Annotated in this window: 6 protein-coding genes; 2 read left to right on the forward strand and 4 right to left on the reverse strand. The window is 51.5% G+C overall.

Translation table 11 applies throughout. The features are described from left to right. Positions 1-65 precede the first annotated feature (65 nt). Together AC6BYQ_RS23630 and AC6BYQ_RS23635 are read left to right on the forward strand one after the other, a co-directional pair. Positions 66-4838 carry an inverse autotransporter beta domain-containing protein gene (locus AC6BYQ_RS23630; protein ID WP_498057605.1) on the forward strand — a complete coding sequence of 1591 codons (4773 nt, stop codon included), beginning with the start codon at positions 66-68 and terminating at the stop codon, positions 4836-4838. A 553-nt stretch (positions 4839-5391) separates the two neighbouring features. After that, on the forward strand, positions 5392-9864 hold the full coding sequence (locus AC6BYQ_RS23635) for an inverse autotransporter beta domain-containing protein (RefSeq protein ID WP_498057606.1): 4473 nt from the start codon (positions 5392-5394) through the stop codon (positions 9862-9864). 496 nt (positions 9865-10360) lie between these two features. Here AC6BYQ_RS23635 and AC6BYQ_RS23640 read toward each other — a convergent pair whose 3' ends face one another. The 4 genes from AC6BYQ_RS23640 to AC6BYQ_RS23655 are packed head-to-tail and all read right to left on the reverse strand — an operon-like array spanning position 10361 to position 15614. After that, positions 10361-10678 (reverse strand): hypothetical protein, encoded by a 318-nt coding sequence (locus AC6BYQ_RS23640; RefSeq protein WP_498057607.1) that lies wholly within the window; start codon positions 10676-10678, stop codon positions 10361-10363. Between the two features lie 6 nt (positions 10679-10684). Then, positions 10685-12367 carry a phospholipid carrier-dependent glycosyltransferase gene (locus tag AC6BYQ_RS23645; RefSeq protein WP_498057608.1) on the reverse strand — a complete coding sequence of 561 codons (1683 nt, stop codon included), beginning with the start codon at positions 12365-12367 and terminating at the stop codon, positions 10685-10687. Between the two features lie 36 nt (positions 12368-12403). Then, on the reverse strand, positions 12404-14890 hold the full coding sequence (locus tag AC6BYQ_RS23650; RefSeq protein WP_498057609.1) for a fimbria/pilus outer membrane usher protein: 2487 nt from the start codon (positions 14888-14890) through the stop codon (positions 12404-12406). Between the two features lies 1 nt (position 14891). Beyond that, a complete protein-coding gene (locus AC6BYQ_RS23655; protein ID WP_498057610.1) occupies positions 14892-15614 on the reverse strand; it encodes a fimbria/pilus periplasmic chaperone in 723 nt (240 codons plus the stop codon). Between the last annotated feature and the right edge of the window lie 3 nt (positions 15615-15617).

The raw sequence follows: 15617 nt of genomic DNA on the forward strand, positions 1-15617 counted from the left end.
TGGATAAGAACTTGCGTGTTAAATGTTTTTTTCTTAATTACGTGACTTTTCACAATGGTTCCCTTATGAAAAAAAAACCGATCCCGTCTCAGAAAATGTTAAAGGCCACAGCGTGGACAAATATTGTCGCGCAGGTCTTCTTTCCTGTGGCAACCGCTCTTACGCCTGCCTCCGTGAGTGCAGGGCAGTCACCTGTTGCAGCGCCTTCATGGACCACTGAGTCTTTGAAGGATATACATACCCGGCCATATGTTATCAGGCGGGGTGAAACAGTTAACGATATTGCGTCACGTTCAGGTCTGACGATAGAGCAGTTAAAAAAAGTTAATCAGTTCCGAACTTTCAGTAAATCGTTTGACCAGCTCTCTGCCGGTGATGAAATAGACATTCCCGTTGAAACAGGGCAGAGCAAACAGACAGAGGCAGGATCCAGCGCGTCGGATGAGCGAAAGCTTGCATCTGCCAGTACCTCTGCTGCCGGGATGCTGGCTTCAGACAATGCAATGAGAGCTGCGTCAGATAAAGCACGCTCATACGCCTCAGAGCGCCTGAACGATGAAATAACAGGCTGGCTCAGTTCAGCGGGAACTGCCCGTACAAAGCTGAGTATCGATAACAAAGGACGTCTTAACGGCAGTGAACTTGATGTCCTTATCCCTTTTGAAGATAAGCCTGATGCGTTTCTTTTTACCCAGGCTGGCATCCGCCATATTGATGACAGAACGACGGCAAACCTTGGGATCGGTCAGCGCCACTTCATCGATAACAAATGGATGTTCGGTTATAACGGTTTTCTGGACTACGATTTGAAGCGTGACCACTCACGTCTTGGCCTTGGTCTCGAGTATGGCCGTGATTTTTTGAAGGTCGGTACAAACGGCTATTTTCGTCTCAGTAACTGGAAAAACTCACCTGACCTGAGGGATTACGATGAGCGCCCGGCAAACGGATTTGATATCCGTAGTGAAGCATGGCTGCCCGCCTATCCTCAACTCGGTGGAACCTTCGCATATGAGCAGTATTTCGGTGATGAAGTGGGCATCATCAGTAAGGATGTCAGAGGAAAAAATCCGGCAGCCTTCAGTGCAGGCCTTACTTATACCCCTGTACCTTTGGTTTCTCTGGGACTGGAACGTAAGCAGGGTACAAACGGCGATGGAAATACGCTCTTTAATCTTGGCCTTAACTATGATTTAGGTACGCCATGGCTGAAGCAGATAGATCCGGACGCTGTGCGTGATAAGCGCACTCTGACAGGAAGCCGTTACGATCTTGTGGAGCGAAACAATCAAATCGTCCTCGAATACCGTAAGCAGGAAGTCATCCGCTTAAAACTGCCCTCTCTGATTGCCGGTCTCTCAGGAGAAACGAAGCCCCTGAATATTGGTATAAATGCAAAATATGGCCTCGACTATGTCGAGTGGGATGATGTTCTGTTCAGGCAGGCAGGAGGTAAGATACAGGGGAGCAACGGGCAGTACAACGTCGTATTGCCGCCTTACAGCCCGTCTGGTGTCAACAGCTGGACGATCTCTGCAGTTGCTTATGACCGGAAAGGCAACGTGTCAAAGCGCGCTGAGACTCAAATTAGCGTAACGGCTGCGGGTATAAGCACGACCAAAAGTACGTTTACGAGCGCAGAATCTGCACTTCCTTCAGACGGTACAAGCACCTCTTCCCTGATACTGGAGCTCAGGGATGAAAATGACAACGCCGTAACGGGCCTTTCAGATAAAATTGCGATTACACTTTTCATGGAGGCAGGCGAGGGATCTGAACCGACGTTATCTGCTGTGAAAGAGATCTCACCTGGTACATACGAGGCAATCCTCACCGCAGGAAGCCGTAAGGGGGGCGTAACCCTGACTCCGGAGGTTGCTGGCACGAGGCTTGTCGGAACCACTGTAGAACTGCTTTCTCCTGCCGCGCCTGCAGTTAAAAATCTTGTCATGAAGGGCATGCTGGAATCCGGGCAGAGTTTAACCGCAACATATACTTTTATTCAGCCTGATTCCGACAGAAGTATGCCCCGCAACAGCTATGTGCCATCTGATGCTTCAAAGTATGCATGGGGAAAAAAAGGAACGACAGCCCAGTCTGTGCTGAACGGAAAAGCAATCAGTGTCTCCGGTCAGATACCCGCCTATCCCTTGAATGCTAATGATGCAGGGAATGTTATTGAGCTCTCTGTACTGCCTGAAAACTCTCTCGGTATTGATGGTGAGGTTCTGACTATTGATACGAGTATGTCAGCAGAAGAAGGGAATGGCACTGAAGGGGGGGATGGTACCGGAACGGTAATCAATGCTACTGCCCGTCCCGCCATTTCAGGTCTGACTTTAAAAGGCACTCTTCAGGTTAACAAAACACTTTCCGCAACCTATACGTTCGAACCAAAAAATGGCGATGTTCAGGATCGGTCAACATACGCCTGGGCCCAAAAAGGAGAGGCTTCAGGTCAGGCTGCGACATCATCAGACACGGTGGTAACCTCGGGTATCATACCTGAACATACTCTCACAGCTGATGATGCCGGCAAGATTATTGAAGTGGCCGTCCAGCCACGAAACGGCAAAAATATTACCGGTACAGTTGTTTCTCTCGCAACTGATGCGAAAAATAGCGATGGCAACAATACCAGTGGCGGTGGTGAAGGCGGGATGATTATCGATCTCACCAGCGCCCCTTCCGTTTCAAACCTTAAGTTCAGTGGCAAACTGGTATCTGGCTCTTCCCTGACTGCCAGTTATGACTTTACATCCGGTGTCGGTGTTCCGGGGGATAAGTCTCAGTTCGCGTGGGGTGAAGAGGGTACGACTGCCGGCCTGGCAGACAAAGGTAACACTGTGTCAACCAGTGGCGTGGTTCCATCACGTCTGCTGGGACAGGCAGATATCGGTAAAGTCCTTGAACTTTCAGTCCGAGCCAGAAACAGTGCAGATGTAACAGGAAACACCATCACGCTGACCACTGCCGATAAGGATAACGGGCTTGACGGCAATGATGCAGGGACCGTCATCGATCCTGGTGCAGTACCGACGATAACTGATTTGTCACTTTCGGGTAAGCTGGTCGTCGGTGAGAGCCTGAAAGGAACATATAAATTTGATGCCAATAACGGAGATCGAAACGACAAGTCTTTATATTATTGGGGTATTAAAGGCAGCACGGCTTCACAGGTTGCGGCTTCAGGTAATCCAGTTGTGACCCCGGGGATTCTGCCAGACGAGCCTGTCAGACAGGAGCATGCAGGTCAAATCCTTGAAGTCTCTGTACTGCCGAAAAACGGCCTTGATATTAAGGGTTCGGTAGTGCGTATGGCTACAGATATGTCTTCCGGTAATAACTTTGAAGGCGGAAACAGCGGGAAAATTGTGGACCCGTCTGCATCACCTTCTGTTGCTGGTCTGACTGTTTCAGGGAAATTAATAACCTTCAGCAAGCTGACGGCGACCTATACCTTCGAAGCAAACACGGGTGAACCAACTGATAAGTCACAGTATTTGTGGGGGGAAAAAGGCAAAACTGCCCAGGACGTTGGTGCACAGGGCATCACTGTTTCCTCATCTGGTTCCGTGGGCGAAAGAACCCTTGAGACAGGTGATATCGGAAAAGTGATTGAAGTATCAGTTCTGGCAAAAAACGGCCTTGATAAAACAGGAAACATTATCACCGTTGCTTCTGATGATGCTGCGCCAGCTAACGGGACAACGGATGGGGGTTACACAGGTCAGGTGGTCGATGCTCTGGCTGCGCCATCCGTAACCGACCTTACTATCAAGGGGATACTTGAAGCAGATCAGTCGCTGAGTTTTACATATACCTTTAATCCTAATAATGGTCATACCGCAGATGCATCCTATTTTAAATGGGGGCAAAAAGACACAACTGCATCCGCTGTGTCGACAGGAGATACGGTTTCCAGTCCTAACGTTGTTAAGGACTACACAATTCAGAAAAGTGATGTCGGAACAGTGCTTGAAGTTTCTGTCATGCCGCACAACGGGATTGGTATCACAGGAACCACTGTCACCGTCGCGACCGACAGTTCTTCTCCGGGAAATGGTACCAGCAGCGGTAATAATGGTGCTGTCATCGATCCACAGGGCGTACCATCAATCAGCGCACTTAAAATTATCACCGATGGCTTATCTGAAAATGATGAGATCTCAGCATTATATACCTTTAACCCGGGCACAGGCCCGCTGACCGACAGGTCTGCGTATCTATGGGGAGAAAAAGGGACCACCGATTCTGCGGTAGCATCGGGCACTCAAACTGTTGCGGTATCTGGCGTTGTGCCGAAGCGTCCTATAACGTCTGCTGATCTCGGAAAAGTACTTGAAGTGTCTGTTATCGCCAGAAATGGAAACGGACTGAACGGTAATATCTTAACGGCAAACACAGTTGAGCAGGTTGCATGGAGTTTGATACCCGTATCGGTTGGTAGTGGCTATGCTCAGGTGCCTGGTACGAACTGGATGTGGCTGCCGTATGAGGCATCCGGGCCGTTTTACTTTACCAACAAACAGTTGTTCACATCAGGTACAACCAGGGGGACCGTCAGTCTTGCGGTTGACGACTCAATGGAATACTTTATGTTGAATGGTAAAAAATATGATACGTCCGGTTGTTCATTCTCTCAGGTATGCGCCATTCCTGTAGATAACCTGAAAGTCTCAGGTAATAAAATGACATTAAAAGTTTACAATGCTGCATCCTCAAGGGGCGCTGTTGCATTAACCGTTCGTGATGAAAATAATCAGATGCTGTTAGACACAAACACTCCTGCTGAGTGGTCTTATTACAGCCCTGATTCAAACCGACAGCACAAGTGATTTATAACACAATGCTGTATTGCTTATAACGCTGCCGTATGGCAGCGTTTTTCTTTAATGAAGACGCCTGTTCTGCTAAGTTGAAATTTTCAGCGCAATTACATTTGCGAAAGCGTTTCCTGACAGTTATTTCACTGCAATCTACGAAGTCAGTTGTTTTACCGTGAAGAGGTGCTGTTATATGACAGTTCTTCCTGTTAATGACGCTGGTATGCCTGATTGATGAGTATCCATGGCGGTGATCTGAATGACAGTGTTAAACCGCCGGAAGGCTGGCTTTGAGTATATGCTCTCAGGATTGAACCGTATTGCCATCTTCATAATTGTTATTTGTAATTTATTTCTCTGGGCGGGTGATTTATCCCGTAATTAATTGTAATTAATGTTTTTTTGATTGAATTTCTAATAAATTAACTACATCTCTTCTTCCTGTTTGTCTATTTTATCTCCTTCGGGTTATTCATTTCTAATGTTGTGTCTGATTTCCGACTTTCCGGCATAAAATATTAACGGTAATTATATGAAAATATGCGAACTCAGGTCCCCGCGAGGGGTGAAGGCTGTTGCATGGACAAATATACTTGTCCAGCTTGCTTTTCCCGTGTCTGCCGCTTTTATTCCTTCAACGGCGATTTCTGAAACCCACAGCGAACTGAATCTGACTGACTCACAGCTGGCACAACTGACGGTAAAACCGTATGTCCTTGCTGAAGGTGAGACAGTAAGCACCGTTGCCGACCGTTTTCAGCTTTCGGTCGCGCAGCTTAAAAAGCTCAATCAGCTGCGTAAGCACAGCAAGCCTTTTGAGAAACTGCAGGCAGGTGATGAGATAGACGTACCTGCTGAGCACATAAAGGACGACGTGATGCCAGTGAAGGCTGAGGATAATCAGTTCAGTCAAAAGCTGGCTTCAGGAAGTACAACGGCTGCCGGCATACTCCAGTCTTCTGATATCGCAGGGTCGGTTGCCGGTCAGGCTAAGGGACTCGCCGTTAATCAGGCTAATCAGGAAATCAATAACTGGCTGAGCGGTGCCGGAACGGCAAGAGCGAAGCTGAACATTGACAATAAAGGACGTGTTGACGGCAGTGAACTCGATCTGCTGGTTCCCCTTAACGATACGCCCTACTCGCTCACGTTCACCCAGTTCGGTGTCAGACATATTGACGACAGAACCATGGCTAACCTTGGTCTCGGCCAGCGCCATTATATCAATAACGAATGGATGTTTGGTTATAACGCGTTTTTTGACTACGATCTGAGACGCGACCACTCCCGCGCCGGTCTCGGCCTTGAGCTGGCAAGAGACTACCTCAAATTCGGGGCAAACAGCTACTTCCGTACCAGCAACTGGCGTGCCTCACCTGATGTCACCGATTACGACGAGCGTCCTGCTAACGGTTTTGATTTACGTACTGAGGCCTATATCCCTGCGCTGCCGCAGTTTGGTGGATCGCTCACCTATGAACAGTATTACGGTGATGAAGTCGGCCTGTTTGGAAAAAATACCCGCAGCCGTAATCCTGCCGCGATGACGGCTGGCCTCAGCTATACCCCCTTCCCGCTGCTGAATCTGGGCGTTGAGAGAAAGCAGGGAACCACATCAGGTGAGGGGGATACCCGCTTCACCATTGGACTGACCTACGACATCAACGGATCCTGGAGTCGTCAGATTGACCCTGACGCGGTGAACAATACCCGCACGCTTGCCGGCACCCGCTACGATCTTGTCGAACGTAATAATGAAATTGTGCTTGAGTACCGCAAGCAGGAGCTCATTCGCCTCAAAGCCGATCCACTTGTTACCGGTGAATCCGGGCAGACAAAAGATTTGAACCTCAGCATTAACGCAAAATATGGTCTGAGCAGCGTTCGCTGGGATGACGCTACCCTCACGGCTGCGGGCGGCAGCATCAGGCAGTCCGGTGAAAAATACAGCGTGACGCTTCCGTCATACACGGAAGGCGGCGTGAACAGCTGGACGATATCCGCTGTTGCGGTTGACAGGAAAGGCAATGTCTCAAACCGGGCTGAAACACAAATTACGGTGACATCCGCGGGTATCAGCCTGACAGAAAGCGCGTTTTATTCTGAGGACAATACCTTACCTGCTGATGCCCAAAGTACGTCGACCGTCATTCTTAAGCTTGCGGATGGTGCCGGTAACCCTGTAACGGGACTGGCAGGTGATATTGTTCTTAATCTCGACATGGCCGGCACCTCAGGTACGGTTCCGGCCTTCTCTTCTTTTAAAGAAACCTCACCGGGTGTCTATGAGGCGATCATGACAACGGGAACACGCAGTGGAACCCTCGTGGTCACGCCTGTTGTGCGTGGTATTTCACTTGCACCTGTATCAATAGAGATTGTTGCCCCGGTCGCCCCTTCTGCGGAGTCACTCACCCTGAGCGGAAAACTGGCTGTGGGTGAAACGCTGACGGGCAGTTATACCTTCCTGCAGCCGCAGGCTGAACAGAAGGCCGTTAAAAATACTGTAACACCTGAAGACAAATCTGTTTATGTATGGGGTGAAAAGGGCAAAACCGAATCCGATATTGCATCTGGTAAAACAGTAACGACGTCAGGACAGATCCCCGGATACACCCTCCAGCCTGCTGATGCAGGTAAAATTATCGAGTTGTCTCTTCTCCCTAAAAACTCTCTCAATATGAGTGGTAAAGTTCTGACAGTCGATACCAGCATGGACAGCGCTGCCGGTAACGGTTCGACAAACGGAGGAGCCGGCGGTACGGTTGTCAACCCGGATGCGGAGCCGAAGGTGTCGGGGCTGACGCTGTCCGGGACGCTTGAGCTCAACCAGACGCTGTCTGGCAGGTACCAGTTCGATGCAAACACGGGTGAACCGACCGACCGTTCGGCATATGCATGGGGCGTTCGGGGGAAAACGGCTGAAGCTGTTGTAGTATCGACGGACGTTGTGCCTTCTGTGGGCAACGTTAAGCCTTACACTCTCGGCCAATCTGACCTGGGTAACGTCCTTGAGCTGTCGGTGCAGGCCCGAAACGGGGCGTCTAAATCAGGCAACATCCTGACGGTGGACACGAGCATGACGAATGACGACGGTAACGGTACGAGCGGCGGAGGGAGCGGCGGTATCGTCATCAACCCTGGCGCGCAGCCGAAAGTGTCGGGACTGAGAATATCCGGAAAGCTTGAGGCCAACCAGAAGCTGTCTGGTCACTACCAGTTCGATGCCAGTGGAGGCGATACAACCGACCGTTCGGCGTATGCATGGGGCGTGCAGGGAAAAACGGCTGAAGCTGTTGCAACGACAACCGAAGTGGTGACGTCATCGGGTAATGTTGAGCCTTACCCCATTCAGTCGTCTGACGCCGGTAAAGTACTGGAGCTGTCGGTGCAGGCCCGAAACGGGGCGTCTAAATCAGGCAACACCCTGACGGTGAATACGGCCATGACGAATGCCGACGGGAACGACACGAGTGGCGGAGGAAGCGACGGTAGCGTCGTCGACCCGGATGCGGAACCGAAGGTATCCGGACTGACGCTGACCGGGACGCTTCAGCTGCACCAGAAGCTCAATGGCAACTACCAGTTCGATGCTAACACGGGCGATAAGAACGACCGTTCGGCGTATGCCTGGGGCGTGCAGGGAACAACGGCTGACGCTCTGGCAACGACAACGAACGTTGTGACGTCATCGGGTAGTGTTGAGCCTTACCCGATTGAGTTGTCTGACGTCGGTAAAGTACTGGAGCTGTCCGTGCAGGCCCGAAACGGGGCGTCGAAATCAGGCAACACCCTGACGGTGAACACGAATATGGGGATCGCTGACGGGAACGGCACAAGCGGCGGGGGAAGCGGCGGGACTATCGTCAACCCGGATGCGGAACCGAAGGTATCCGGGCTGACGCTTACCGGCAAGCTTGAGGTGAGCCAGAAGCTCTATGGCAACTACCAGTTCGATGCTAACACGGGCGATAAGAACGACCGTTCGGCGTATGCCTGGGGCGTGCAGGGAACAACGGCTGACGCTCTGGCAACGACAACGAACGTTGTGACGTCATCGGGTAGTGTTGAGCCTTACCCGATTGAGTTGTCTGACGTCGGTAAAGTGCTGGAGCTGTCGGTGCAGGCCCGAAACGGGGCGTCGAAATCAGGCAACACCCTGACGGTGAACACGAGTATGGGGATCGCTGACGGTAATGGCACAAGCGGCGGGGGAAGCGGCGGGGCTATCGTCAACCCTGGCGCAGCGCCTGAAATCACAAATCTGGCTATCAAAGGCAGCTTTGCTGTCGGCGGAAAGGTTTCCGGCTCATATCAGTTTAATGCGAACAACGGCTATCCCGGCGATGCATCCCGGTATGCATGGAGTCAGCCAGGCCAGGGCGCAGGAGGCACTGCGTCTGCGGTAACCACCACTACAGATACCATCGCAGCTGAAGGTGTTGTGCCTGAGAGGGATATTACCAGTGCGGATGCGGGGAAAGTTATCGAACTTTCCGTATTGCCCCGTAACAGTCAGAACGTCCGCGGTTCAGTCTCAACAGTAACGAGTAAAGTGAATGTAGGTATGATTCTGCAGAGTGTGCCTGAAAGCACTGAGTATGCGAGTAATTTCAAATATGTCAGTGACGAAAATGGTCAGCGGATGAAAGGTCTAATCTGGCCATTTGATGCGAGTATTCAACAGTTTGCAATCGGCTCTTTCACTTTCAGAAATGCGATTCCTTTCACAACCCGCAATGCAAATGGCATTATTCGCGTGGTTGCTGATGATGCCATTGAAGGCATTGTGGTTAACGGTAAAACGTATTCTGTCCCGGCCGATGGCTGTAAGTGGAATCAGAACAACTGTACTGTTTCTGTTGATAACTTTATTCAGAATGGAAATAACAACATCGCGATTGTGGCTAGAAATGATGGATCGCCAGGTGGTGGTAACCCCGGCGCACTGAATGTGATTGTTCTAGACAGATTCTTTGGTTTAGATGACATAAATGTCCTTGATACAAGCGATCCGTCTAAATGGACATTCGAGTAAATATACTCAATAACGCGTTTTAACTGACCAAAAGCACCTCAGAGGGGTGCTTTTTTTATGAAGCGAATTGCGTAATGTTGTGATTGTCTTTCTGTTGTGGCGACCGCGCGGGTTTCCTGCATCTTACTGAGCGCCGGGCGTCAACACCTGTCGTTGCAGACCGTTAAAAAACGGAAAGCCAGACAACATCGGTGATGTTTTTACTGTTGTTCGGCCGGCTTGTCGCCTTATGCGCATACCCGTCATGCGCCTTGCGCTTTTCAGCACGCCGCTTTCTCAAAATGCTAGCCACACTTTACGGTTCTGACGGGAATGTACTAGAGAAGGCTTTTGCCGCTCCATGCTGCAGGGAAGATATACGTTATGATTTATCGCACGCGGCGCTTGCGGCAGACGATCGTTGATACTGTTCAGTGAGTCAACTGCTGCGATCTGCTGAATGCCCTGCACAAGAAGCCTGTTACAGGGCATGATGTAAGTTTTCAGTCAAAAGCTGTTACTGATATGCCTCCTCTCCTGGCGCAGCGGTGCTTTCCGGATGACCGACCACGCTTGTCCGGCACACAAGCATTTTCAGAATTCGCCACTGTGAAACCGAAAATCGCGTGGCGCTCAGGACGGTTACGGTCTTTCCCTTTTCATGACTGACCATATAGGTCTTTTTATCCAGGGGGAGCAGGAGGTCACCTTTGCGGACTGCGTGTGTGGCGCCAGCCTCAATCAGCAGCTTTACGTCACCCTCGCGAACGGCAAGGGCGTACCGCCCGTTAAGGTAAAGGGCGTCAATGACAATCGATCCGGGTTCTTTTCGCATCAGGGATCACTCAGACTGCCGGATATAATGCAGCAGCATAAACTTACCCTGCCGCCATATTGTATCGGCAACGGGGATTTTATACATGTCAATAAGGCTCTCATCTGATATGTACAGCAGCAGCGAGACATCATTATCAAGACGCCTGTCCTCGAGCCACTGGCTGAAATGACTGGCATGGATCATCCCGTCATCATCCGGCTTTCGGAACATACGGCGGGAAATGTCCTCCTTGTCGCCCAGCAGAATAATGTCAGAACGCTTCATTTCCCAGGCCACGGCGGAAGCCAGGCCGGTATTTTGTACTACGATATATTCACTTTTTTGCAGCTGGTTTCGGATGTTTTCGATAAACGGCTGGGGTTGTTTCGCATACACTACCGCATGCGGGATAAACATGTTATTCAGCAGCCCGACAGCAAAGGGGCAGAGCGCAACCAGAAGTGCATACCGCTTTTGCTTAAGGGATACCATTCCCGCCAGTGCCCAGAAGGCAAAGCAGCAGGCAGCCACCGCCATCGGGATAATTTCGCTCCCGGTGTAAAGCGGGAATACTCCCCAGGGGGCCAGGATGCCTGTTATCAGTATGACCCCGAGTAAGCCCGCAATGATATTTATTCTGCTGTTGTTCTGCAGCGCATGCTTGACGTGCTGGCCTGGCGTACAGAGCATGTGCGCGGTAAGGACGCCCAGCGGCGGAAAGCACGGAAGAACATACGTCAGCAGTTTTCCTCCTGAGAGGCTCAGGAAAATAAATGGCGCGACGACGCTTAATGCCATCCAGGCTACTGCAGGGATCGCTTTAGCCTGGCGCCATGTCTGTTTCAGGGTTGCCGGAAGTGCTCCGGCCCAGGGCAGCATTCCCAGAAAGATGACGGGAAGATAAAACCAGAAAGGCGACGTGTGCTGCGCATTACCCGACATGAAGCGCTGAATATGCTCCACCCGGACAAACCAGCGCCAGAAGTCCGGCTCCAGCCTGTAGACCATGATGCTCCAGGGCAGTGCTGCTACCAGGGCACCGGCGAGTATCAGGGGTAAAGCGAAAAGCAGGGGTTTCATTCTGCGGAAAATAAGGCACCAGGGGACGAGCACAATCAGCGGAATGACAAAAGCCAGAAAGCCTTTCGTCAGAAAGGCAATACCGCAGGCCAGACCGCCCGTAAACCACCACACTGACGCATCCGCATTCCCGTACGCGCTGAGACCTTTCCAGAACAGATACAAAGACAGGGTGATCCAGAATGTAAAGGCCGGATCGAGAATGGCGTAAGTGCCCGTTCCGTATACCATCGACGTGGACGCGTAGACTAACGTCGCCGTGAGCGCCTGATTCACATCCCGGCGGATCGCCATGCTCATTCTGTACACCAGGCAGGCTGTCAGCACCGTCGACAGGGCGGAGACAGCCCTGGCCGCGACATTATTGTGGCCGAACAGCCACTGTGAAATGCTGTTAAGCCAGTATCCTGCGACCGGCTTTTCGAAATGGCTGAAATCAAAAATGCGCGGGAGCAGCCAGTCTCCGGACGTCAGCATTTCACGACTGATTTCCGCAAACCGCGTTTCATCCGGGAGCCACAGCGGACTCAGTGGCAGCGTGATGAGGTAAAGAATGAAAATAATACAAATCAGAACCGAAAGCGCTGCAGTTTTTTTTCTCTGCAGCTGATGTTTATAAGTGTGCACTTTTAATGATATCCGGACGTGATGTTTAAACGTACCTCAGGCACAAACTGCACTGAGCATATGAAGGTCTGACTTTTTGTTTTCGTCAGTCAGGCTGAAACTGATACTGCAGTGCTCCTTTCCCCATTTTATGTTTATCGTTCCGGTGTCGGGCAGCCCTGCCATGAAAAGCCTGCCAAGCTCATCCACAATGCCCGTGGCATCGCCTTCCTTCAGCGATGCCACCGCGCCGAAGGGAACGGGGTGTTCACTTTTACGCTTCAGGGTGAACATGGCCTGATTTCCCGTTATGGCGCTGAAGGTTGCCGGAATGATGGCACCACGCGTCGGAGTGACGGTGGCATCGGTCTGCCCGATTTCAACGTTTTCGGCAACCGTTGACGGATCGAGGCTGATGTTTGTTGTCTGGTAGGGAGCCGTTGAGGGAATGAGTGCATATCCCCTGCTGTCCGTCACCGCACTGCCGGCATTAAAAATGCTGACATTCTCGGCTCCTTTTGCATTCACCAGTATCACTGTCTCCCCCAGTGACGGGCCGGCCGTCATCCCGTTCCGATGAATCAGCAGGCCGCCAGACGCTGATGTGCCGGCCGTCTGCCAGTTGTTGCTGTTGCTGTACCAGGCGCCCAGCTGCGCTGCACGGGTGTCCAGCATGACCTGCACAGAGGTGGTTTTCACGCTTGCGGATGAAGAGGCCTTTTCCGTAGTGTGTCCTGCATTCCAGAAAAAGGACTGGTCTGAGGATGCGCCGTTCAGGGCATAATCCTGCGTGATGCTGTTGAGAAATGCTGTTCGCCGGTAGCTGACATTGACCGGTACCGTCGTGATTTTTTCCAGAGGCAGATTCAGCGAGAGTGAGACGATGCGCTCCTTCATTTTCTCTGAGCGGGTATTCGTCCTGTTCTGCTCATACCAGTCCAGCATCAGCGAGCCCTGCAGGGGGAGCGGAAGGGTATAGCCGCCGCCGATGTTGTCATTTTTTGAACCATCATAATTTCCCTGACGTGACGCGTTCATATAGAAAGAACCGTACTCACTGGCGGACTGGCTCAGGGAGAGGCTGTACTGCGTTCGCGGCCCGTTTCTTTCCTCTTCCAGTCTGCCGCCACTCTGAATCACCGTCGCCAGGGTCTGCGTACCGGGTGACATGTAGCGTGTGCCTTCCAGCTGAATACCGGTACCTGAAGACGCTATCTGGCTGGAATAGCGCAACCGCCAGATCCCCCACGAAGACTTATCCGAAAGGGTGCTGGCCGAGCGGGAATAGTCAATACTGGTGCTGCCGAGATAGCCAAGGGAGGCCCCGGCGCCTGACAGTATCGCGTAAAAGTCAGGCGTTTGCTGATAGCCTCCGTACAGCGTGATCCTGTCATTGAGACCATAAACCGCTGTCGACTGGAAAACCCGGGGGGTATTTTTCTGAAAGCCTCCGCCCTGATATTCACCCGCGGCCACGCTGTATCTGAAATAACCTTCCGGGACCGCAATAGCCGGTGCCTGCCAGGGGACGGTAAAGCTCTGTCTCTGGCCGTCAGCTTCATCAATCGTGACGAGGAGCTCTCCCCGCTGCGTAAAGAGCGGCAGTGAGTCAAGGATAAAGGGGCCCGGAGGAACCACGTCGCTGAAGATCGTTATTCCATTGCCGGTAACGGTTACTTTTGCCTGCGTTCTTGCAATACCTTTCACCACGGGGGAAAAGATGCGCATATTTGCCGGATACATTCCTTCATCGGTGTCCAGGGTAAGGCCGCGGAGTATGAACGGCTCAAAAATATCTGATCGGGTGAAGGTTTCTCCTGCCGTCAGGGTGCTTTTGAGTCGGTTAACCGCGGTGTAAGCATAGGTGACACCCCGCTGCCAGACGGCGCCTTCTCCGCTGCTTTTGCTGAAGCCAGTTATATTGCGTACGCGCCAGCTGCCATAGTTCAGTCCGGGCTGAAGCGTGGACCAGAGCTCATCCCTGCTCTTATTCTCTCCTGAACGAAACGTTGTCCTTGCACCGTTAACGTTGTAGTTCAGCCTGAAAGCCGGGATGCCATCATCCCATTTCTCCTGTGGTGCAATCCCGTATAACTTCTTCTGCAGGGCCACCTGAGGGACACTGAGGTGGAGCTCCTGTGCGGCGAGGCTGAATTCAACCTGCGCCTGAGGGATCGCCTCAGGAACGGCGCAGAGCCGGTTTTCGTTTTCAGGTCTGGTTTCCGCGGCCTGCGGATAGTTGTCGACAAGGATGTCCAGGCTTAGCAGCAGCTCTCTGCTTAAGCAGGGCGTAAGAACCGGTTTACCCTGACGGTCATAGACGTTGTAAAAATAGATATCTTTGTGCATTGAGAGATTTTTGTTAACGTAAATATCAACACTGTACGTTCCCGGCAGCTGTCCCCCGCTATTGAAAATGGACACATCAATACTGCTATCCGCATTTCCAAGCTGACTGGCATCAAACTCATAGTCCTTTGCCAGTGCAGTCGTTATTCCGTTAACGCCGATAAAGAAGATAAGAAAACAGGGATACAGTTTCATGCTATAGCGAAGACTTATACGCCGAACTTACTCCTCCGGTATCGGTGACCAGTTTCCACTGCATGACGCCCTTACCGGATGCGGCGGCTTTAAATTTTTTCTCGCTGAAAGGCGGCACATAGTCGAAGCCAAAAACGGGTTTTCCGTTATGCCTGACATCCGCGAAGTTCATATAAAAGGGCCCGTCATTTTTAACAACATAGTGGCCGTCCCTGACGGTCCATTTCAGGCTGCCGTAGAAGGAGGAGGGGGACTCCGTCATACTCTTGGGACGATAAAATATCTTGTTGCAGGTGTTGAGGGAGACCTGCAGGACCACTTCCGGTACGCCGGGTACAGAAGGCGTGTCATGACTATCCTTTGGCGGCATTCCTTTTACGCACATCCACTCCATGCTTTCGCGGTCACTGGCGAAACCGGAGGCGTCTATGAGACGGACACTCAGATTGGTTCTGTCCTGTGCTTCAAGCCTGATTAGCGGGGGCGTAATGATAAATGAGCCCGTTGTTTTGAGATCTTCTTTATATACAACCGACTGAACGAGAACCGGATAAGGCTGTGGGTTGAGCACGGAGAGGGAAACGCTATTCCTTTCGCCGGTGAAAATAACGCGCGAGGAGCTGAGTTCAATTGCGAAGGTTTTTTGTGTTGTCTGGAGCTCCTGCGCATACACGCTGAATGAGAGAATAGACAAGCCCAGCAGAATTGATGTCGTTTTTATCATGTA

Source organism: Serratia sp. LTN-2, assembly GCF_059740205.1.